The organism is Burkholderia sp. WSM2232 (genome assembly GCF_000472545.1).
In the GTDB taxonomy this organism is placed as follows: Bacteria; Pseudomonadota; Gammaproteobacteria; order Burkholderiales; family Burkholderiaceae; genus Paraburkholderia.
In genome coordinates this window covers 56,628-76,252 of record NZ_AWZV01000015.1, presented here as the reverse complement: position 1 = coordinate 76,252, position 19,625 = coordinate 56,628, and the positions used below count along the sequence as shown (strand labels likewise).

General features: G+C 60.7%; 21 protein-coding genes. 1 reads left to right on the top strand and 20 read right to left on the bottom strand.

Going from position 1 to position 19,625, the window contains the following annotated elements; all coding sequences use genetic code 11:
• Nucleotides 1-8: 8 nt before the first annotated feature.
• The 7 genes from tssE to F757_RS36600 form a co-directional block, all read right to left on the bottom strand.
• Nucleotides 9-428: a type VI secretion system baseplate subunit TssE gene (gene tssE / locus F757_RS0115600; RefSeq protein WP_027212208.1), complete on the bottom strand. Its 420-nt coding sequence runs from the start codon at nt 426-428 to the stop codon at nt 9-11.
• A gap of 58 nt (nt 429-486) precedes the next feature.
• Nucleotides 487-978, bottom strand: coding sequence for an Hcp family type VI secretion system effector (locus F757_RS0115595; protein WP_027212207.1), 492 nt, complete (start codon nt 976-978; stop codon nt 487-489).
• Nucleotides 979-1,118: 140 nt separating this feature from the next.
• Nucleotides 1,119-2,609, bottom strand: a complete 1,491-nt coding sequence (tssC, locus tag F757_RS0115590; RefSeq protein ID WP_084530891.1) for a type VI secretion system contractile sheath large subunit — start codon at nt 2,607-2,609, stop codon at nt 1,119-1,121.
• 2 nt (nt 2,610-2,611) lie between these two features.
• A complete protein-coding gene (gene tssB, locus F757_RS0115585) occupies nt 2,612-3,109 on the bottom strand; it encodes a type VI secretion system contractile sheath small subunit (protein ID WP_027212205.1) in 498 nt (165 codons plus the stop codon).
• A gap of 21 nt (nt 3,110-3,130) precedes the next feature.
• A complete protein-coding gene (tssA, locus tag F757_RS0115580) occupies nt 3,131-4,792 on the bottom strand; it encodes a type VI secretion system protein TssA (RefSeq protein WP_084530889.1) in 1,662 nt (553 codons plus the stop codon).
• A 585-nt stretch (nt 4,793-5,377) separates the two neighbouring features.
• Nucleotides 5,378-6,379, bottom strand: a complete 1,002-nt coding sequence (locus F757_RS33625; RefSeq protein ID WP_084530887.1) for a cation diffusion facilitator family transporter — start codon at nt 6,377-6,379, stop codon at nt 5,378-5,380.
• 124 nt (nt 6,380-6,503) lie between these two features.
• Entirely contained in the window at nt 6,504-6,668 is a 165-nt protein-coding gene (locus F757_RS36600; RefSeq protein WP_232221417.1) for a double zinc ribbon domain-containing protein, read from the bottom strand.
• 60 nt (nt 6,669-6,728) lie between these two features.
• On the opposite strand from F757_RS36600, the gene F757_RS36595 reads away from it, so the two are divergent.
• The gene (locus tag F757_RS36595) at nt 6,729-6,875 is read left to right on the top strand and encodes a hypothetical protein (RefSeq protein ID WP_232221418.1); all 147 of its coding nucleotides are present in this window, start codon (nt 6,729-6,731) and stop codon (nt 6,873-6,875) included.
• Nucleotides 6,876-7,063: 188 nt separating this feature from the next.
• Here the strand turns inward: F757_RS36595 and F757_RS0115560 are convergent, their stop codons facing one another.
• From F757_RS0115560 to F757_RS0115500, 13 genes are all read right to left on the bottom strand, one after another.
• On the bottom strand, nt 7,064-8,461 hold the full coding sequence (locus F757_RS0115560) for a hypothetical protein (RefSeq protein ID WP_198021404.1): 1,398 nt from the start codon (nt 8,459-8,461) through the stop codon (nt 7,064-7,066).
• 325 nt (nt 8,462-8,786) lie between these two features.
• Nucleotides 8,787-9,530, bottom strand: a complete 744-nt coding sequence (locus F757_RS33620; RefSeq protein ID WP_198021403.1) for a carbonic anhydrase — start codon at nt 9,528-9,530, stop codon at nt 8,787-8,789.
• 237 nt (nt 9,531-9,767) lie between these two features.
• Entirely contained in the window at nt 9,768-10,766 is a 999-nt protein-coding gene (locus F757_RS0115550) for a hypothetical protein (protein WP_156923634.1), read from the bottom strand.
• A gap of 75 nt (nt 10,767-10,841) precedes the next feature.
• Entirely contained in the window at nt 10,842-11,906 is a 1,065-nt protein-coding gene (locus F757_RS0115545) for an EscU/YscU/HrcU family type III secretion system export apparatus switch protein (protein WP_027212200.1), read from the bottom strand.
• Nucleotides 11,903-12,682: a type III secretion system export apparatus subunit SctT gene (sctT, locus tag F757_RS0115540; RefSeq protein WP_027212199.1), complete on the bottom strand. Its 780-nt coding sequence runs from the start codon at nt 12,680-12,682 to the stop codon at nt 11,903-11,905. The genes F757_RS0115545 and sctT overlap by 4 nt, the downstream gene beginning before the upstream one ends.
• On the bottom strand, nt 12,683-12,952 hold the full coding sequence (gene sctS / locus F757_RS0115535) for a type III secretion system export apparatus subunit SctS (RefSeq protein ID WP_027212198.1): 270 nt from the start codon (nt 12,950-12,952) through the stop codon (nt 12,683-12,685).
• On the bottom strand, nt 12,949-13,599 hold the full coding sequence (gene sctR, locus F757_RS0115530) for a type III secretion system export apparatus subunit SctR (RefSeq protein WP_027212197.1): 651 nt from the start codon (nt 13,597-13,599) through the stop codon (nt 12,949-12,951). Before sctR ends, sctS begins: the two co-directional genes overlap by 4 nt.
• A 187-nt stretch (nt 13,600-13,786) precedes the next feature.
• Nucleotides 13,787-14,845, bottom strand: coding sequence for a type III secretion system cytoplasmic ring protein SctQ (sctQ, locus tag F757_RS0115525; protein WP_027212196.1), 1,059 nt, complete (start codon nt 14,843-14,845; stop codon nt 13,787-13,789).
• Nucleotides 14,832-15,458, bottom strand: a complete 627-nt coding sequence (locus F757_RS0115520) for a hypothetical protein (protein ID WP_156923632.1) — start codon at nt 15,456-15,458, stop codon at nt 14,832-14,834. Before F757_RS0115520 ends, sctQ begins: the two co-directional genes overlap by 14 nt.
• Nucleotides 15,448-15,837, bottom strand: coding sequence for a hypothetical protein (locus tag F757_RS0115515; RefSeq protein ID WP_027212194.1), 390 nt, complete (start codon nt 15,835-15,837; stop codon nt 15,448-15,450). Before F757_RS0115515 ends, F757_RS0115520 begins: the two co-directional genes overlap by 11 nt.
• A gap of 1 nt (nt 15,838) precedes the next feature.
• Entirely contained in the window at nt 15,839-17,164 is a 1,326-nt protein-coding gene (locus F757_RS0115510; RefSeq protein ID WP_027212193.1) for an EscN/YscN/HrcN family type III secretion system ATPase, read from the bottom strand.
• Nucleotides 17,151-19,199: a type III secretion system export apparatus subunit SctV gene (gene sctV / locus F757_RS0115505; RefSeq protein ID WP_035466899.1), complete on the bottom strand. Its 2,049-nt coding sequence runs from the start codon at nt 19,197-19,199 to the stop codon at nt 17,151-17,153. Before sctV ends, F757_RS0115510 begins: the two co-directional genes overlap by 14 nt.
• Entirely contained in the window at nt 19,196-19,600 is a 405-nt protein-coding gene (locus F757_RS0115500; RefSeq protein WP_156923630.1) for a hypothetical protein, read from the bottom strand. The genes sctV and F757_RS0115500 overlap by 4 nt, the downstream gene beginning before the upstream one ends.
• Between the last annotated feature and the right edge of the window lie 25 nt (nt 19,601-19,625).

The window sequence follows — 19,625 nt, the reverse complement described above, 5'->3', positions numbered from 1 at the left end:
TCGCTTTTTCAGGCGCGCTTCAAATAAACCCGGCCATCGGACGACACGCGCGTCGATAGCCTTACAGGTATGTCATGGTCGTCCACGGACACCAGTCCTTCGATCGAAAAAGAGAGCGACAGCACGTCGCGCTCTTCCTCGATCTGCCTGACGACCGGCGTTTTCAGGCGAGGCTCGTAACGGCGCAGCATGCGCGTGATATCCACGACCAGTTCGTGCACGCTGCCCGAAGAAAACGAACTGGCAAGGTTCGTGAAATCGGGCACGCCAAACTCCGGATCGATGGGCACGCTGCCCTGCCGGGTATTCAGAATACGCAGCAGGTGAGCGAGTATCGATTCGATCAATACGTCGTAGCGAGTCATATGCAAGCGCTCGCCCTCGACTTCATACGAAGCAATGCGCTCGAGCAGCCGGCGCTCTTTCATCCAGGTCTCCGTCTATTCAAAGCCATGAATGGCCGCCGGCTGCGTGCGCACATCGCATTTATTTCTTTTTCGGAGCTGCCCAGGAGTCGTCGGCTTCGATGCCCTTCGGCACATAAGTCCAGGTAATCGCTTCGTACGTGAAGCGGATGTCTTCCATATGGGTCAACGCGCGGTTTTCCGGTGTCAGTGTATTCGGCACCCAGGTGCGCCCGCCAACGAGCGTCGCGTCGGTCAGCTTGATCGTGTAGTAGAGTTCTTCGGTGCCCTTGGTCGTCACGCGATAGAACTGCAGTTCGACGTTCGTCATCTGCTCTCCCTCGCACAGTGCCTGGAAGAGCTTCGGCGAGGATTCGTCGATTTCCTTCGTGATCGTCAGTCCGAGGTGCTGGCGATTGCCGGTGGGGCGACCTGTCTCCGGGCTGTTCGGACGATCGATCGACATATCGACGGCGTGCACGAGAATCTTCTTTTCGTGTCCCGCAGCGGTGCACGAACCTTCAATATTTCCCTGCTTTTGACCAGTGAGAGTCATGTAACACGGCAGTGGCATGATTGGTGTCCTTGATGGTTGATAAGCTGATCGAGAGCGGCATTTGTTGCAGGCGCCGCCCGCCGCCATGGTTTCATTTATCGGTCCCGGGGGGCGGCACCCCGGCACATGTGTTAGTCACCTGGTCGAACGAACGAACGCTACGACTTGTCGAGCTTGCCGACCAGAGACAGCGTGAACGACGCGCCCATATACTTGAAGTGCGGACGCACTTTCAGTCCAACGCGATACCAGCCCGGATCACCTTCGACGTCTGAAACGGTGACCTCTGCCTGGCGCAGCGGCCTGCGGCCACGCACCCCAGGCCCGGGATTCTCCATGTCGGATACGTACTGGCGAACCCAGTCGTTCAATTCAGACTCAAGATCAGTACGCTCTTTCCAGGTACCGATGTTCTCGCGCTGAATCACCTTGATGTAGTGAGCGAGGCGGCTCACCACATAGATATAAGGCAACTGCGTGCCGAGCTTGTAGTTGAGCTCTTCTTCCTTGCTCTTCGAACTCGTGCCGAAAAATTTGGGCTTCTGCGTCGAATTGGCGGAGAAGAACGCAGCGTTGTCGGTGTTCTTTCTCATCGTGAGCGCGATAAAGCCCTGCTCCGCCAATTCAAATTCACGACGCTCGGAGATCAGCACCTCGGTCGGAATCTTCGTCTGCGTCTCGCCCATTGCCTCATAGTTGTAAATGGGCAGGTCGTTTACCGTTCCGCCGCCTTGCGGGCCGATGATGTTGGCGCACCACCGGAACTGCGCGAAGCTCTCGGTAAGACGTGTGGCGAACGCAAAGGCCGCATTGCCCCACAGAAAACGGCTGTTGTCGTTTTCTACGCTTTCCTGGTAATGGAACTTACGCGCGGGCACCGTGGTGTCGCCATACGGCACACGCAGCAGGAAGTGCGGCAAGGTCAGTCCCACGAAGCGAGCGTCTTCGCTCTGCCTGAACGATTTCCACTTGGCGAACTGAGGGCCTTCGAAAAGCGCGTCGAGGTCTTTGAGATTTGGGAGTTCAGCAAACGACTCGGCCCCGAAGAATTGCGGGCCGGCCGCCGATATGAAAGGTGCGTGCGCCATTGCCGAGACGCTTGCGATCGACTGCAGCAGCTTGATGTCCTGTCCGCCCGGACCGAATTCATAATTGCCGAGAATGGTGCCGAAGGGCTGCCCGCCGAACTGGCCGAACTCCGCCGTGTAGACGCACTTGTACAAGCCGGAACGGGTGATGTCGGAAGCATCCTCAAAATCATCGAGCAAGGCCTGCTTCGACACATCGAGTATTTCAATGCGGTTGTTTTCGCGGAAATCGGTCCTGTCGACCAGGAACTTCAGCGAACGCCACGACGACTCCAGCTTCTGAAATTGCCCTTGATGCAAGATTTCGTCGACCTGCTTGCAGAGCTTTGCGTCAATCCCTGCAATCATCTCGTCCACCAGCGACTGGCTCACTTTTTCAGTTGCACGATGCGGTTCGAGCAACTCGGCGACGAACGCCTCGAGTCCTTGACGCGTGATCGAGTATGCATCGTCCCCTGGCTGTACGCGCGTTGCCTCGATCAGCTCATCGAGCAGAGAGCTCTGCTGCGCGGGCGCCGCTTGCACCGGCGCTTCAGCTCCGGCCTGATTAGGTTCGTTCATGGTTACTCCTTGTCTTGCGCGCCAAGTTCGGTCAAAAGACGCTGGCGTGCGCCTTCGTCGGTGATCAGTTCGCCAAGCCGCTTGCGGAATTCCGGCAGGTTTCCAAGCGGACCTTTGAGCGCCTTCAATGCATCGCGCAGTTCGATCAGACGCTTGAGCTCGGGCACCTGCTCGACGATCGCATCGGGCTCGAAATCGCGCAGGCTTTCCATTTTCAGTTGGACCGGCAACTGCTCGCCCTCTTCGGCATTCTCCGCAAGCCGGTTCGGCACCGCGAACTCGAGCGACAACTTCTGGCCCTTCATGACATCGTTGAAATTGTCTTTATCGACCTGGATCGGCTTGNGCTCGTCCAGAGGCTCGTCCGACTCGCGCAACGTAAAGTCGCCGAGCACAAGCTGCTTGAACGGCAGCTCGACATCTTCTCTCGCGTCGCCGGTCGCCGATTTGTAGACGATATTGACGCGCTCTTTCGGTGCAACGGAACCGTCGTTAGACATCACACTCTCCTTCGAAAACAATCACTGAGGGTTACGCGAGCCCTGGACCTGCCAGGCGGATGCAAAGTCCAATGAAGCCAGATTCGCAAGGAGCCGATCCTGCTTATGATCGTCGCGCCCATGGCCCGCGGCTGCAGCGATTTTCAGTACGTCGCGGGCGAGCTTCGGCTCCCATTGCGCAAGCCCGTATTTTTCGACCTGATCCAGCAAGGGAGACACGAGCGGCCCCAAGGTACTCGCCTCGCCGAAGTCCCGCACGAGTTCGCACTGCGTCAGGCGCACGCGCAAGCCGTCGCGCGCCGAACCTGCGTCCGCGTACTCGCGCTCGAGCGCCTTCAACGCATCGTAGAGCCGGCCATTTGCTGACTGCGCGCGAGCCTCGACGAACGCCAGCTCCAGGGAGTCGCCGGCACGCTCGCCGCTATTGCCCCGCGCTGCGGGACCAATGCTTCCCAACCATGCGCGGGTCTCGTCATCAGCGAACGGCATGCCGTCGGAAAACCGCAGATCCGCTATATCTGGGAGGCGCTCGACGAACGAGCGCGCCTGAGTTGCAACCGCAGCAGCCGCGCTTGACGCGCCTGCTGAACTGAGCGCCACGTAGGTGTGACGGCACAGGTCGAGCCAAAAAGGGAATGCGGCCAGCCGGGATTGTGCATATCGGGCCACGGCAAATGGCGCAGTACCCTTGATCAATTGCTCAAGCACGGAGCGCTCAGCTTGCGGCGGCGGCGGAATGCGCGTGACGCCGTCGATCGCGGCAGGCGTCGCTTCCACCAACGCCCACGCAAGGGAGCAGGAGATCCGGTACGGGTAAGCTTGCGACGGCGCGGCGTCGAGGCATACGTCGAGCGTGGGCGCGAGAGAACGCAGCGCCTGCTCGACAGCACTCTCGAGTTGAGCCGGATCCGCGCCGTCAGGCGGCACAACTACCGGCGTCGGCACAATGGCAGGCATGGCAATCCGTGCGCCGGCCGACGGCACTACAGTAGCCGGCGCCATAGTGGATTGCGTCGGCGCCGCGCTCGGTTCTTCGTCCCGATGAGCGGCGGGCTGCGGGTCTTGCGCCGCGACTGGCTGAGCGCCCCCGGGCTGCGTGGCTGCCTGCTCGTCGACTGACGGCTGCGCTGTGAGCGGCTCTGTTACCGGCAAACTCGCAAGGAGGTGATGGAGCCGGAAAAATGCAGGGGCATCGGAGTCCTGCTCACGCCAGAAGGTGTCGATCGCATTCCAGTCTTTAACAAGCTCCGCCTGCGCGTCGCTCCCAAGCGGCGTCATTGCGGTGAGCGCGTCAGCCGTTGCACGTTGCTCGAGCTTGTCAAATAACCACTCGATGAGATTTCGGCGGGCACGCAAGCGTGCGAGGGGGGGCGACATGGTCTCCCAATGCCGCTCGATCAGGTCCCGCAATACGTGGATGCCCATTGCGAGCCCCTCGAGGTCGGCTGTGTTGAACCACGCCGCCGCGAGCCATACACCGACTGCCAGGTCTTTACCCTGCTCACGCAAGATCAGAACGCCTTGACTGCCGACAAGGAGCCAGTCGACCGCACCGTCGCCATGAATATCCGTCAGCTTGCGGATTTCGCTTTCCATGCGAGCGAATGCCTCGCCTTCCCTAACGCCGCCCCCTAACGGCGTGGCGACATTGCATAAGCCCAAATCGCGAAGCAGCGGTTCCATGAATCCCCCGGGTATGCCGCCGGCCTTCAGACCGGTAGCCGCTTTTTCATTAACTCGTTATTGCTTGCAATGCGGGGACCGCACTACGCCGCAAAGATTAACGACTGTCTTACCTTAATGCAATCAATAAAAGTACATCGGCAAAACTTGCTGAACCTTTTCTAAATTCGCGCGGAAGGTCCGCTGCCGGCACGACAGCGGCGTTTCTACAAGGCATGTACCGGTAGAAAAAACACCACCTGCGCACCTGCCAGATTGCGCCGCGGGGCCACGACCGGTCCAATAGCGCTCAACACGCCGGGAAGCCTCAGCAGGAACAATAACGGGGCGAAGGATGCAGAAAGCCCGAGTGACGGCATTAGTTGCGTGACGTCAATAAACTCCATCCTCGAAGCAAAGCAATTGCGCTTAAGAAGCCGGGAGTTACCAGATGCCTGCTAAAACCCTTGCTCGCGCTTCCGCTTATGGATAACGATATGGCTCTCGCTGACGCAATTGCAGATTCAAAAATACGCAGGACTCTGCCAACTTGCCACATTCGCCCGCCGTCGTCCGTCTTTAATTACACCCCTTGTTCCGACCGCACTACGTCGTACCCTGGCAAACGAGCTGATCCACCGCACATTCGCCGTCGCCCGTTCGTGTCTCCACCTGCACCGTCGTGTGACCGACGTTGAATCGCTCTTTCAGCCTGCCTTGCACTGCCAGGATGACATCGGAGGCGCTCACCCCTATCGGGGACCTGACATGCAAAGTGACCAGGATCTGCTCCGGGGTGACCGACCATGCATGAATGTGGTGCGCTTCCTCGACCTCTGGCAGCGCCCCTTCGAGATCGCTCTTGATTTCGGCGAGCGTCATGCCTTCGGGCACACCTTCGAGCAGAACATGCGCAGACGCTTTGACGATGCCCCACGCGCTGCGCAGGATCAGTATGGCAACGAGCACCGAAAGAAGCGGATCGACAGGCGCCCACCCGGTGATCATGATGACCCCCGCGGCGATCAATGCGACGACGAAACCCAGCATGTCGCCCAACACATGCAGCCAGGCACTGCGCATGTTCAGATTGGACCGATCGCCTCCATTCAAAACCAGGAAGGCGACTATGTTTGCAAGCAAGCCCGCCAGCGCAATGACCAGCATCGGTCCACCCAACACCGTCACGGGCTCGAATAACCGGCGAACCGCCTCATATCCGATCCAGCCGGCGATCACGAACAACGTGCAACCATTTGCAAACGCCGCCAGTATCTCAAAGCGCCGGTAGCCGAACGTCAGCCGGTCATTGGCCGCTCGCCGGCCAAGCCGTAGTGCAAGCCAGCTGAGCCCCAGCGCCACCGCATCGGACACCATGTGCCCGGCATCGGCCAGCAACGCGAGCGAGCCGGACCAAACGCCGCCAATCACTTCAACGAACATGAAGACAAAAATGATCCCAAACGCCACGGCAATCCGTGTTTCATTGGTCGTGACGGCACCGTGGCTATGCCCGTGCCCGTGGGCATGCTCATGGCCGGCTCCGCGACGACTCTGCCCGCTGCTCGACGAATGCGAGTGATCAGCATGGCCTGATTCGTTTTTCATTATGGCCCCGTCTATTTGTGGTCCCGAAATACTCAATATCTGGCCGGCTGTGCTGGCGTCGGTACTGATAACGCGCCATCGAAGTCCAGCGACTTTTTACGCATGTGAAACGAGCTGTCCGCCTTCAGACGAAGGGGTTGCCGCACTGCTGGCAGAACCGCGCGCCGACCTGCCCCGGCGCGTTGCATTGACCGCAGGCAATGGGCGCGAAAGCCGTTCCGCATTGACCGCAAAAGCGGGCGCTCGAACTCGCGGACGTCCGGCACTTCGGGCATACGACGCTGCCCACGGCTGTGGCCGCCGATTCAATGCTCCGGCGGCTGTCGACCCACGGCGCCTCGACCGGCGAATGCAAACGGTCTGCCGCATGGTGATCGCGGCCGCTGCCATGCCGACCATGACCATATTCATTCCGGCTGTGGCCGCCACCGCCGTGATGACCACCTCGAAACAATTTCCACCAACTCATGTCGACCTCACTATTCTCGTCAGTTAACGGCAAGTAGAATTTTTTCTACAGTTTTCTTAAGGCATCGCGTCATGCAAAGCGCCCATGCTAGTCAGAGCGAATTGCAGTTCCATGTCGCCGGAGATTCGCGTTGCGAAACGCCGGCCCGATCGGCGTGCGTCACAGGTTGCCGGATCCTGCGCGAGGTAATCACGGGAGGATCCATCCTATCCCTTTCACGCGCTTGCTTTTTGCCGGTTCCCCGAGTACTTTTTCAACTTCTCTTGCAAGTTGCCGAGGCTCTCCAGCATCGCGAGTCCTCGACCTGGCGTATTCAGCGCCATTTTCGTTGCGGCGCTCAGGCGTGCCGCCGCCTGGTCGCCCGGATAAAACTGGATGCCCGCATCAGGATAGAGCCTCAACACCGCGCGCGCAGAGGCGAAATCGGCATCATGCTCGCTGAACTGCATGAGCAGAGCCAGCAGCGATCTGCCCTGCGCCTCCTGGCCGGCATCGACGATTCCGGGGTAATACCGCACCGCTGCTTCAACGAGCTTGTCCCGCGCGAGTGCGGTGGCCATTCCAGCCGGACCGGTTGTCGCGGCAGTGCCGCTCATGCCCTTCTGATGCGATTGGACGATCGCATCGAGAATCGACGTGCCGTTTTCGTCGATTTCGCCGTTCAGATCGAAACCCCGTTCACTTGCACTGGCCATGAACCTGTCAAGCACCCGCTCGCTGGCCACCTCGCGAACGACAAAGCGCATCAGCGACTCTTTTTCGTGGACGGCTTTGCGGAATTCGACGCCTTCGCTTCGTAGCAGCTGGTCGAGCGATTCCATGACTTGGTCATGGCGAACGTCGTCGGCTTTCACGCGCGCAATGTGGTGCAGCATTGTTAGTCCGTTTTCGTCCCTTGCCTCAGAGAGCCCTCCGAATTCGTGCAGTTGTTCCTTTAGTACATCGGGGTACCTTATGAGCGTGCTCATCGTTTGCGCCATCGGAGGAAGAGCCCAGTAACCCGCCTGGTTGGTCAGTCCGTCGGCATTCGCCCGCTCCTGCAGCACGACCGAGATGGCGCGCATGACTTCGATCGTTTGTCGGTGGCTCATTGGCGCATCGATAGGCTCAAAATTATCGTCGCGTATTTCGGGGCGGACGACGTCCTGCTCACTGTCATCGGGAAAGAGCAGCTTGAAGTGCTCGCCGCCTAGACCGACTCTTTTCACTCCGGCAAAATGGTTGTCGGGGGTCAGTGCGTGGACTCCGCCAAAACCCGAGTCGTCAGCCATCAACTTCAACACGCGCTCGTGGCTCATGGTTTCGCCGCTTCCGGGAAACACGGTGGTTTCGTCGAACTTCGCATACAGGTACGCAAGCAATTCGAGCGTTTTCGGGTGCAGCTGCCCTCGTTCGCCGCCTGCCGGAAGCGCATCGACGAATGCTCTGTCGAGCCCCGGTACGGGTACGCCCATCGCGGCTGCCGCGTATCGGTGGTAGTTGTGCTCAGTGACAACGGATTGAGACATTTCGATAAGGCTCGGCGTGTCATCGGAAGTCTGGATCGCGCGCTGTCCGCCCACGTACGCGATTGGGGTTGAAAACTGGGAAAGAGACTGTATGGCTTCTCTCATTGCCTTGTCCTCGATGTAGATTGGCCTTTGCCTCGCGCGCCTGGGATATTGCGTGAAGCTCATGCGGACCGGCTTTGTATTGCCGACCCGGTGTGCAATCAGTATCGCCGTGACCGTGGCCCCGCGCCATTGCGCAAGCGCTCATATTTCTGAGCGATCGGATCAATCGGACAAGGGCGAGGACGAGCTGCGGAAAGCACGTCGCGCTGATGGAAGATGCCTTATGCACAGCTTTCACCAGGTGCCAACTGCGCCAGCGGATGGCGCGCCTGCAAGCGATCGTCTTGCTCAGACGCTCATCGAGGGCAGCTATTCTTTTGCGTCGTCATCGCTCGTAGAAGACCGCCAGGTGGTTGCCGTTCTGCATGGGCCGCCGGTTGCCGTGCACGATGGCGCCGAGCGCCGCAATCTGTTCGGCCGACATCTCGACTGGGTGAGCAAGCACTGCCCAGTCGACCTGTTCGGTGCAAGGCGGTGTGGTCAGCGAACCGTTGTAGACGTATGAGTTGTGGCGGTCAGTCGGCAGCATATGCGCGAGATCGACCGTAACAGGAACAGAAGCCTGCTGACTGGCCGATGGCCCCGGCAGACCCGGCAGCGCGCTCAGGTACGGTGCAAAAGCGGGGTTCGATTTGCCCCTGCGGACCATCACGGCAAGTACGGCGAGGCGGCCTTGCGGGTCCCTATTGACGAAATGGAACTCGAGCGGATAGCGCTTGCCCTTGATCGTATGTTCGGCTGGCGCATGTACATGGAACTGCACGAGCCGGTACGCGCGACTCTGCAATGTCATCGTGGCGGAAGCATCGCTCACGCTGGCAAGTATCGTGTGCTTGTTGTTGACAAGCGTCACCTTTGCGGACTGATAGTCAACGCCAAACTGAGGGGCGGCGCCCCGTGTGGTGGCGTTCGATCCAAGCGCGATAGGCGACTGGTTGTGACCGGCCGCGCATTCCCGGAAATCTCCGCTTATCGCGCCCCAGTGAAGCGGCCCGCGAGTGCCGCTATACTCCCAGCGTTCGGCGTCCGGGGCCTGTGCCGAGGCGCCGGCACAGACAAGCGCAAGCATTGAAAAGAAGGCCGTGCGCGCGATGTTTTTTACCGCGGTTGATTGGCTCGCGCGCCATGTCGCTTCGCCGCCAGAACGCGTTTTGAACTGGAAAAGCATGCCGTTATACACCTCGTCATGTTAGCCGTTGACTGGACCCGACCCGTGCACCCATCAACATGCTGGATTCGGGACGGCTGATTCTCGCGGACGAATGCCTGGGGCGCTCTAGGTATTCCGCTTTCTTTTCTTGCCGGCTCAATCCGCCGTTTCCGGCGCCGTTTGGGGCGCGTCCGGAGAGGGAACGTGTCCGCGAGAGGCCACCTCTGCCAACGTCATGCCGCTGATTCGCCTGTGCGCGACGTCGGACGTAATGTTCTCAAGCAGCATCTCCTTCAAACCGGCGCCCGGGTCCGCCGCGCCTTGGGCGTCGCGCTGGCGCGCAGATGCATCACGCCGCGAATAGCTTCTGGTCAGCGCGCGCTGCGCGGCGTCGTGGATTTTCTGCTCCAGCGGCATGAGTTCATCGTCCACGTCATCAAGGTCGTCCAGTCGCACTCCGGCTGTCCCTGTTTCAAGTAGTCTCTGCACGGATGGCGCGCTGGCGTGCCCCGCATCGCCTGCCTTTTTCAGTTCGTGCTCGGCGGCATCGAGTGCAGCGAAGGCAGCGTCGATTGCTTTCGCGGTTTCGCGGTGCGCCGCATATTCTTCCCGGCTTTGCGTGATCATCATCATGAGCCGCCTAAGGTCACTGGTCGTCTCGACGGCGACCGTGCCGCCTTTGCTCGTTCGCACCTGATAGGTTCGCTCGCCAATGCTGAAGCCGGCCCTCAACTCGGTTATCTTCAACCGTTTTGCCGCGAGTTGTTCCGCGAACGTCGTCGCAGGGGCGGCACCTTGAGAAGCCAGTTGTTTCGCCGCATCGTCGAGCATCGCAGAGTAGCGGGATAACCGGCCCTTCTGGCGATCGGACCAACCGAAAAGTCCGCTTGCGAACGATTTCCAGCCGGTTCCCTCTCGGCTGTCGGACAAACCCAGGACCAGTTTGGCCAGCGATTTCCAGCCGACCGCGTCGATCTCGAATGACCCTCTATGATCGACACCCGGCCGGTACTTCAGGCGCACACCGTCGAAGACAAAACCGTCCTCCAGCATCCGCACAACGTTGAAGCCCGGTCGGCGATCCGGTTGTACAGCGATATCGGACGAACTATCGAACCTATACGGGCTGAGTGCTACTGCAACTGTCGATACCATGCCTGCTCCTGCTGTAGTTGTGCCAAGCGAGACTAGCGCTGCAACGCCAACCAATCTTCCGGAACCCGCACGGATCTATCGGTTTATCCCCTCGTCGTTCTCGTTCCCGTCGAGTGCGCCGACCGCTTGCAGAATCTGCGCAACCGGGTCGAACAAGGCCGTCGGAATGTAATCGCCCACCTCGGAGCCGGCGTAGAGCGTTCTTGCAACGGCGACGTGCTCCACCATCGGCACGCCAGCGGCTGCCGCGATTTGCACCATTCGTTTGGCCACATCATCGACACCCATCTCCAGGATTTGCGGCAGTGGCGTTTCGCCTGGTTTGTAATAGAGGCAAACGGCGATATGAGTGGGATTGCGAACCAGCACGCTCGACTTCTTCACGTTGCTCGCCAGATTGCTGCCTTGAATGTCGCGATGCACTTCCTTGCGCTTTCTCTTGATCTCCGGATTGCCGTCGGTATCCTTGTACTCCCGCTGAACTTCGTCGCGCGACATTTTCAGGTCGCGGGTCAACTGAAAACGCTGCCACGCGAAGTCGAGGCCGCCGATCAGGATATAGACGACGATCAACGCAGCCCACAGGCTTTGAACGAGCCTCGCGGTCAGCCTGACCCCGGACTCGGCACCAGCCAAAGAGAGGAACTGGAGTGAGCCGAGATGGCTACGCATCAGGTAATAGAAGATCGCCGTGACCACCACACACTTGAGCAGCGATTTGGCAAATTCGATCAGTCGCTTGATTGAGACGAACTGTCTGGCATTGTTGACAGGGTTGAGTTTGTCCACCTTGAAGGACAGAGCCTCGGGACTTATCACGACTCCGACCTGCGCGACGATCGAGGCCACCGACGAGACCAGCAGAATGCCGCACAGTGGTGCAAGAAACTGCAGCGACAGCGCAAAGAACGCATCACGAATCTGATTGCCGGCGGTCTCTACTGGAAGGTTCACGGAATCGACCGTAACGACGACCATGTCTTGCATGCTCTTCCACATTGCCGGCCCCCCGAACCAGAAGAATGCAAGTACAACGACCAGTTGAACACAGGTCGTCAGGTCGACGCTTTTCGCCACCTGGCCTTTTTGCCGGGCATCGCGGCGCTTTTTTTCGGTAGGCTGTTCGGTCTTTTCGCTCATTGAAGAAATCCTGTCAATTGCGCCGATACTGCGTTAAAGCCACTAAAGCGCGCATTGAAGCCATCAAGGGCATAACCGACGCCAATGGCGATGACGAACAGCGCCACACCGCTCTTGACGGGCATGGCAATGAAGAAGACGTTCAGTTGCTCGGCGGCCCGATTAATGAAGCCGAACGCGACATCGACCAGCACCATGCCAACGATGGAAGGCAACGCGAACGCGATGCTCAGGTCCATCATCATTCGCCATTCCCCGCTGACAAAGCGCATCAACCCCGGTTCGATGGCAAGTCCCACCCGCGGGGGCAAGGCGAGATACGAGTCGTAGATCGCGGTCAGAAGCGTGTTGAAACCACCGGAAGCGAGAAAAATCACCGACAGAATCTGCGAGAACAGAATTCCGAAGATCGACGACTGCTCGCCCAGCGCCGGGTTGATCGCCGATGCGATGGAAGTGCCGCGCATGGTGTCGATCACATAACCGGCGATGTCGATCGCCCAGAACGGCAGCGCCGCGCTAAAGCCGATCAGCACGCCGATAACCACCTCACGCGCGTACAGCAGCACCAGATCAGGACCGCTGCCCGCCGAAGCCAGCACCGGCGCCCCGAGATAGGCAGGAAGCAGCGGCAATGCGATCAACAGCACCAGCGCGTTGCGCACGAGACTGCCGCCCAGGCTGCGGCTCGTAAAGAGCGGCAGCAGGATGAAAACGCCCAGCGGGCGCATCATGCAAAGTGCAAGCGTCGGAACAAAGGTAGTCCAGTGAGCCATTCACTTCCCCATCAGACTGATCTGATCGAAGATTGCCGTTGTGTAGTTGATCAGTTCCGAGCCCATCCAGTGATAGGTAAGCACCAGTGTGATGCACACCGCGACCAGCTTGATCAGAAACTGGATCGTCTGATCTTGCACTTGGGTGAGAACCTGTATCAGGCTGACGCCGACCCCTACGATGGCCGCAGTCGCGACCACCGGTAGAGACAGCAGCAGCACGAGCCACAACAGATTCGACGCGAGTTGGGTGATGACGACGCTGCTCATGAGTACGACGCCAGGAGTTGAGCGAGCAAACGCTCCCAGCCGCCGACGAGCACGAAGACCAGCAGTTTGAGCGGCAACGCGATGGTCATAGGGGACATCATCATCATGCCCATAGCCAGCAGCACGTTGGAAACGATCAGATCGATTGCGATGAACGGCAAATACAGAAGCAGGCCGATCTTGAACGACTCGATCAGCTGGCCAACCGCAAAGGCGGGCATCAGAACAACGAGCGAATCATCCGGGATACGGCTTCTATATTCCTCCGGCCACATCTTTTTGCCGATGTCCGAAAAGAATTTGACCTGCTCCGGCTTCGCGTGTCTGGCGAGAAAGCCGCGGTAAGGCTTAAGAACGTTCTGGTCGACCTGCTGGTAGAAGTCGGGCGCGTCCGCTGAAATCTGCACCTGTTTCAGGTTGTCGGAAATCGCCATTCCAATCGGCGCCATGATGAAGGCCGTCAGGATCAGCGACAGGCCGTAGATGGCGATGTTCGGCGGTATCTGTTGAATACCGAGTGCATTGCGCAGCATCGAGAGCACGATCGAGATCTTCAGAAACGAAGAACCCAGAATGGCGATCAGCGGCAGCAGCGACAACACGAACAGTACCGCGATCAACTGGATGGGGTTGCTGGCAAAAGACATGATTCGCTTCCATTGATGTATGGGCGAATTCTCATTCATCTGTCCGCTTCGCAGCATCAGGCGCAGACCTGAGATTCACGGGGCGCCGTGGGGGCAATACCGCAAACTCGCCTCGCTGAGCGGGTGCTCTCATCCTGGCGGTGGGCGGGCCGCGAACGCGCGTCCCGGCGCGGCCTGCGCACGAAGCTTATTCGATCCTGACGAGCAAACGGCCACCCATCCGGATTAGCCTCCCCAGCCCGATCACCGTGCCGTTTACCTTCAACGACACGCGGCCGTCGGCCGACATGCAAGGGTCCAACACTTGCCCGGGCGCGAGGTCGCGCAGCGCGGCAAGCGGCACATCCATTGACGCAATCTCGGCCGTGAGCGCAAACGGTACATCGTCGAGCAGGGTCGCCGCGCAACGGGCGTGGGACTGCCCGGCTTCTTGCACGTCAGGCATTGCGTGAGAGTCATCCATGTCCGGCGACTCTGGCCGTTTCCGAGGCTCTGCCCGCTGCGCGGGGCCATCTGGCAACTCATGCACGCCTGCGGCCATGAGTGAACTGATCTGGGTTTCTATACGGTTCATCACGTTTTCCACCCGCCATGCAGGTTCCAATGACACGATTTTCGCGAGCGGACCTCCTTTGAACATCCACGCTTCGCCCTTGTTCACATCGGCAGCCACATCGAGCACGATCGCGTCGCCAGTGTTGAGCGCTTCCAACTGGTACTGCTTGAGCCAAGCCCATCCCGCCACAAGCGAAATGGACAGCGTGTGGGCGGCGTCGAGCGCCGCGCGCGGCGTTGCGGCAGCGATATGCCTGAGGACGTCGACATCCCATTCGAGAGGACGGATAGCAAGCCGGGCGTCCTCACGCGCGAGCGTGATCGTGCAGTCGAAAGCGACCGGGCACGCGCCCCGCGCAATCGCGCTCACAGCGACCAGGCCCAGGTCTCGTTCCAACACGAATCCGGCGAAGGGGGCAAGCGCCCATGCCGCGACAGCCGCGGTCAGATCGACTGGAAACGCGTCGAAAGACGGCGCTGTCAGCACAGGAGCGACCCAGTTGCAAAATTCCGCTTCCGCGACCCATGCGCGCACATCGCGGCCATTGACGCTGAGATTCAGTATCAATCCCTCGCCGCCGAGCTGACGATAGCCGAACGACACGGCATGCTCATCCCTTGTCGCGTCCGCACCTCCGCGTTTCGCTACTGCAAGCGTAAGGTCGTCTTGCGTCCACTCATGCATCTTCATCGTCGTCTCCCTCAATTGCGATCGACACATCGCGGTCGAAGCGCGCCGTCAACGCATCGTGCAAGGCGCGCCGTAGCGTCTGCAAACGGCTTCTCTGGTCGCGATCCACGGCACGCAGGCGGATTTGCAACGGCCCGCCCGCATCCGTGAGCGCGATACTCAGTCCATCCCAGGCGCCACCCACAACCCGAACTTCCAGCGCTCCATCGACCCGTGCTACGGGATTCAGGCGTGCGTCGCCGGGGCCCGGCTGATCGAGGCCCGAAGCAGTTTCCAGCGGCGCACTCCCGGCCGGCGCGTCGCCCCGTGCCCGGCCAGCTTCAGGAGAATGACCCTGTAACGCGGCTCGCGCGGCGAGCCCGGCGACGCCGAGAGACATCCACGAAGGTGCGCCGGACCACGCGAATGCAGATCCATCGATCGTGTCGCCGTCCTCGCCGGGGCTGTTCGCTTCCCCCCAATCTGCGTCGCTGCCGTGCTCGGCTTCAGGCTTGCGCCGCTCGCCGAGCTTGTCCCTAAACCGTCGCTCCTGCTCGTCCGACACTGCGGGCTGCCGTCGCTGCCGGTTCTGCGAAGGCACCCCCCCACCGCGCCCAGCCGGATCAATAGCCATCGAGTTCCTCCATCAAGCTCGACAGCTTCTCCTGCTCGCGCGCGTTACGATTGAGTCCGAGAAGCGTGTCGTTACGCTCCTCGTTCAGCAGAACCAGGCTGGTATCGATCTGAGTGCTGGTTTCACTTGCGGCTCTGGACTCTTCGTAGCATCGCGTGAGCTGCATCTTGAGCGTTCGAAACGCCAGTGGCCCAACGGCCGGCGGCTCTGCAAACAGTTCGTCGCGCTCGGAGCGCAGCCGTAGGCGGGTTTCGTGCGCTTCGCGCCGTTCGCAGTTGAGCGTCGCTTCGCGCTGCGCGAGCGCGGACAGCCGGTTGCGCAAACCGCGCTCGCGGAGTTTCTTCAGTTGCAGTAGTTCCTGCAATGCGGCGCGTTCCATGTCACTCCCCCACGGCCTGTGCCAACTGGCGCAATGTCTCGTCAAGACTGCTCCGTTCGGTTCGCGACTGGCGCAGGAACCGGTCCAGCAGCGAGCGCCGCTCCAGCGCTTCGTCCGCTTCGGGGTCCTGGCCTCGTTGATACTCGCCTACCCGGACGAGCAATTCGATCTCCCTGTAGCGGGCGAGCAAACGCCTGAGCCGGCCGGCGCGCGTCTGGTGCGCGGGGTCCGTGACCATGTTCATTACCCGGCTCACGCTCGCCAGGACGTCGATTGCCGGATAGTGATGCATCTGCGCGAGCTTGCGAGATAACACGATATGGCCGTCGAGCAGCGAGCGCACTTCATCCGCGATGGGCTCGTTCATGTCGTCTCCCTCGACGAGCACGGTGTAGATGCCGGTGATGCTACCCGTCGCCGAATTGCCTGCGCGTTCGAGCAAACGCGGCAAGCGCGCGAACACGCTCGGCGGATAGCTGCCGGCCGCCGGCAGCTCTCCCGACGCAAGACCGATTTCTCTGCCAGCACGGGCGAGGCGCGTCAACGAGTCGACCATCAGCAGCACATTTTTGCCTTGGTCGCGGAAATACTCGGCGATCGTGGTGGCCGTGTACGCCGCCTTCAGACGCTCCAGCGCCGGACGGTCCGAGGTCGCCACCACCACGACACAACGCGACCGAGCGTCGGCCGACAATATCTGGTCGAGGAATTCCCGCACCTCGCGTCCGCGTTCGCCAACGAGCGCAAGCACGATCACATCGGCTTGCGCGCCGTCGCAAATCATTCCGAGCAAAGTGCTTTTGCCGCCACCCGCCGCAGCGAATACGCCGACCCGCTGGCCGCGTCCACAGGTGAGCGCGCTGTCGATTGCACGCACGCCCAGTGGCAACGGCTCGTCGATCAGACGCCGCGTGAGCGGATCAGGCGGCGCCGCGTCGAGGGCACGAAGTTCTGGCTGTCCGCGCGCCGGTAGACCGACGAGCGGCCTCCCCAGCCCGTCGACAACGCCGCCGACGAGATGGTCGCCGACCACGACCTGATGGCCTGCACCCAGAGGACGCACAGTCTGGCCGACGCGCAACCCGACGGGCTCTGCGAACGGTGACAGTAGCGCGACCTCACGGTCGAGCGCCACGACTTCAGCCTGCATGCCCTCTGGCTCGATCACGCATAGCTCGCCCATCGCTACGCCAGGCAAGGTGGCCTTGATCAGCGTCGGACCGGCCTCGACGATGCGCCCGGCGAGCGTTGCAGCGCTCCCGAATCCGGGGACAGTGAGCTTCGCGCCGAGCCGTTGTGAAAGACGCTTTGGATCAATCAAGCGCATCGCTTAACTCCTCGTCGAGGTCGATATTGCCGAGCACCTTCAGATTGGCGTCCTCGCCCAGCTCCTGATAAGACAGCACCGGGACATCGAACATGTCGCGTTCGATGAACTTGCGCAGAAAGCGCCTCACGTCGATCGCCGTGAGCAGCGCGCCGTTGCGATCCTCGCGACCCGCGCGCGAGGCCTGAACCCGCGCGAGAAGCGTGTCGATCTGCTGCTGCGACAGCGTCGAATACGAACCCGCCGCGGTCTGCCGGATCGAATTGCGAATCAGGCTTTCAATGTGTTCGCCGACGAGCCATACTCCGACCTGGCCTTGCAGGTTCGCATGGCGTCCGATGATCTGCCGTCGCAGCGACACCCGCACGTACTCGCTCAGCATGACTGCCTCCTTTTCCTTTGGTGCCCATTCAATCAGCGCCTGAAAGACGGTGCGCAGATCGCGGATCGAGACGCGCTCGGCGACGAGTCGTTGCAGCACCTCCGCCACCTTGCCAATCTGCAATTGCCGCTGCAGTTCCTTGACCAGCTCCGGATAGCGCTCTTCCATCGCGTCCATCAAATGACGCGTTTCCTGGACACCGACAAACTCCTGGGCGAACCGGTCGATCACCAGCGACATGCAGTACGCGATGCGGTCCTCGTCGCGTGCCACAGGCGCCCCTATTGCAAGTAGCGCGTCCGCCGCAGCCGGCTCGAGCCAGTTGAGCACGAAACCGCCGAACGGCAAGCGGTCGACCTGCGCCGCGGCCGGAGCATCCATGCCCTGTTTCGTGAGTAGCAGGAGACCCGAAGGGACGCGCTGAGTCAGCACTGTCTCGCCGTAGAGCGCAACGTCGATGGTATCGGGGCTCAGGGAGCCGTCGGCCCTCAGGCGGATGGGCGGCACGGCCACGCCGAGTCTTTCGAAGGTACCGAGACGTAGGCGTTCCAGTGCATCGGCAAGTACGGCGTCGTCGACGAGACCGGGGGCGAAGCGCAGCGTCAGTGCATCAGCGCCCGGCGTCATGCTGGCGGCGCCCGCTGCTTCGCCGTGCGGATCGTTACCGGCCGCGGCCGCCCGATTTGCGCGGCGCAGCGCAAGGAAGCCAATGCCGGCGGCGGCAGCGGCCAGGGGCACAAATACGATTACCGGGAAGCCGGGCACGACGGCGAATACGGTCAGCATGCCCGCGATCATGAACAGCATTTGTGGACGGCGCGTGACCTGGCCTGCGAGTTCACTTGCGAGGCTCTCGCGCTCCTCGCCAGGCACCCGGGTTACGATGATGCCGGCCGCCACCGAGATGATCAGCGCGGGAATCTGCGCGATCAAGCCGTCGCCGATCGAAAGAACGGAATACACGGAGATTGCTTGCGATGCGTCCATCCCGTTCTGAAATATGCCCACTAGTGCCCCACCGATGATGTTCACCAGAATCACGATGATGCCCGCGATAGCGTCGCCTTTGACGAACTTCATCGCCCCGTCCATCGCGCCGTAGAGCTGGCTTTCCTTCTGCACAAGCGAGCGAAGACGCTTCGCTTCGACGGCATCGATCACCCCGGCGCGCATGTCGCCGTCGATGCTCATCTGCTTGCCAGGCATGCCGTCGAGGGAGAAACGCGCGCCCACTTCCGCGACCCGCTCAGCGCCCTTGGTGATTACGATGAACTGGACGACCGTGATGATCGCGAACGCAGTGATACCAACCGCGAGGTTGCCGCCCACAACGAAGTTGCCAAACGCATAGACGATCTCGCCCGCATCGTGCTGCAACAGGATCAGCTTACTGGTGCTCACGGTCAGCGCGAGCCGGTACAGCGTCGTAATCAGCAGAAACGCGGGGAACACCGAGAACTCGAGCGGCTCGCGTGTCGAGATGGCGGTCAGCAGCAGCAGGATCGACAGTGCGATATTGAGCGCGATGAGCACGTCGACGAGAAACGTCGGCAGCGGCATGATCATCATGAATACCGCTACCATGAGCATCACGGCTAGCAGCATCTCCTGACGCCCCCCGGCGAAATTCAGCCATTCGATAATGCGCTTCATTCTTCGTTCCTCAGAGATGACTCGAGCAGTTCCAGCATGACCCGGTAGAGGCGCAGCCAGAAATCAGCCTTGCTTGCGGCAGGCAACACGCAGGAGACGCACAGATAACCCGTCGCCAGGCATCCGCGCACCGCGACGCCGGCCGTGCGTTCGGGCCGCCAGCGCGAAGCTATCGACCTGAGCGCAGGGGCACGCTGCCACGCATCAATGGGTGCGGCGAGCGTCAGCATGATCCGTTGGTTGCGCACTTCGACGAAGGTCCGGTGCCCACCGTGGTTCAGCTCGATTGCGGCTGCGATGCGCGCGCGTTTCATGCCAAGCAGCCGGAAAAAGGCTTCAAGGTTGCGCGTGAGCGTCAGGTCCAGCATGCCATCGGGCTGTGGGTCCGCAATGGAATCCATCGGTTCGCCTCCTTTTACGCCATGT

Bases quoted from the DNA above. Each gene is read 5' to 3' on its own strand.
- sctR (WP_027212197.1), bottom strand. From the start codon at position 13,599: ATGTCTTTTGCCAGCAACCCCATCCAGTTGATCGCGGTACTGTTCGTG.
- F757_RS0115515 (WP_027212194.1), bottom strand. From the start codon at position 15,837: ATGGAACGCGCCGCATTGCAGGAACTACTGCAACTGAAGAAACTCCGC.
- tssA (WP_084530889.1), bottom strand. From the start codon at position 4,792: ATGGAACCGCTGCTTCGCGATTTGGGCTTATGCAATGTCGCCACGCCG.
- F757_RS33620 (WP_198021403.1), bottom strand. From the start codon at position 9,530: ATGCTTGCGCTTGTCTGTGCCGGCGCCTCGGCACAGGCCCCGGACGCC.
- sctT (WP_027212199.1), bottom strand. From the start codon at position 12,682: ATGGCTCACTGGACTACCTTTGTTCCGACGCTTGCACTTTGCATGATG.
- F757_RS0115500 (WP_156923630.1), bottom strand. From the start codon at position 19,600: ATGGATTCCATTGCGGACCCACAGCCCGATGGCATGCTGGACCTGACG.
- F757_RS0115520 (WP_156923632.1), bottom strand. From the start codon at position 15,458: ATGGCTATTGATCCGGCTGGGCGCGGTGGGGGGGTGCCTTCGCAGAAC.
- F757_RS0115560 (WP_198021404.1), bottom strand. From the start codon at position 8,461: ATGAGAGAAGCCATACAGTCTCTTTCCCAGTTTTCAACCCCAATCGCG.
- F757_RS0115510 (WP_027212193.1), bottom strand. From the start codon at position 17,164: ATGCGCTTGATTGATCCAAAGCGTCTTTCACAACGGCTCGGCGCGAAG.
- sctQ (WP_027212196.1), bottom strand. From the start codon at position 14,845: ATGAAGATGCATGAGTGGACGCAAGACGACCTTACGCTTGCAGTAGCG.
- F757_RS33625 (WP_084530887.1), bottom strand. From the start codon at position 6,379: ATGAAAAACGAATCAGGCCATGCTGATCACTCGCATTCGTCGAGCAGC.
- F757_RS0115550 (WP_156923634.1), bottom strand. From the start codon at position 10,766: ATGGTATCGACAGTTGCAGTAGCACTCAGCCCGTATAGGTTCGATAGT.
- sctS (WP_027212198.1), bottom strand. From the start codon at position 12,952: ATGAGCAGCGTCGTCATCACCCAACTCGCGTCGAATCTGTTGTGGCTC.
- sctV (WP_035466899.1), bottom strand. From the start codon at position 19,199: ATGAAGCGCATTATCGAATGGCTGAATTTCGCCGGGGGGCGTCAGGAG.
- tssC (WP_084530891.1), bottom strand. From the start codon at position 2,609: ATGAACGAACCTAATCAGGCCGGAGCTGAAGCGCCGGTGCAAGCGGCG.
- F757_RS0115545 (WP_027212200.1), bottom strand. From the start codon at position 11,906: ATGAGCGAAAAGACCGAACAGCCTACCGAAAAAAAGCGCCGCGATGCC.
- F757_RS36595 (WP_232221418.1), top strand. From the start codon at position 6,729: ATGCAAACGGTCTGCCGCATGGTGATCGCGGCCGCTGCCATGCCGACC.
- tssE (WP_027212208.1), bottom strand. From the start codon at position 428: ATGAAAGAGCGCCGGCTGCTCGAGCGCATTGCTTCGTATGAAGTCGAG.
- F757_RS0115595 (WP_027212207.1), bottom strand. From the start codon at position 978: ATGCCACTGCCGTGTTACATGACTCTCACTGGTCAAAAGCAGGGAAAT.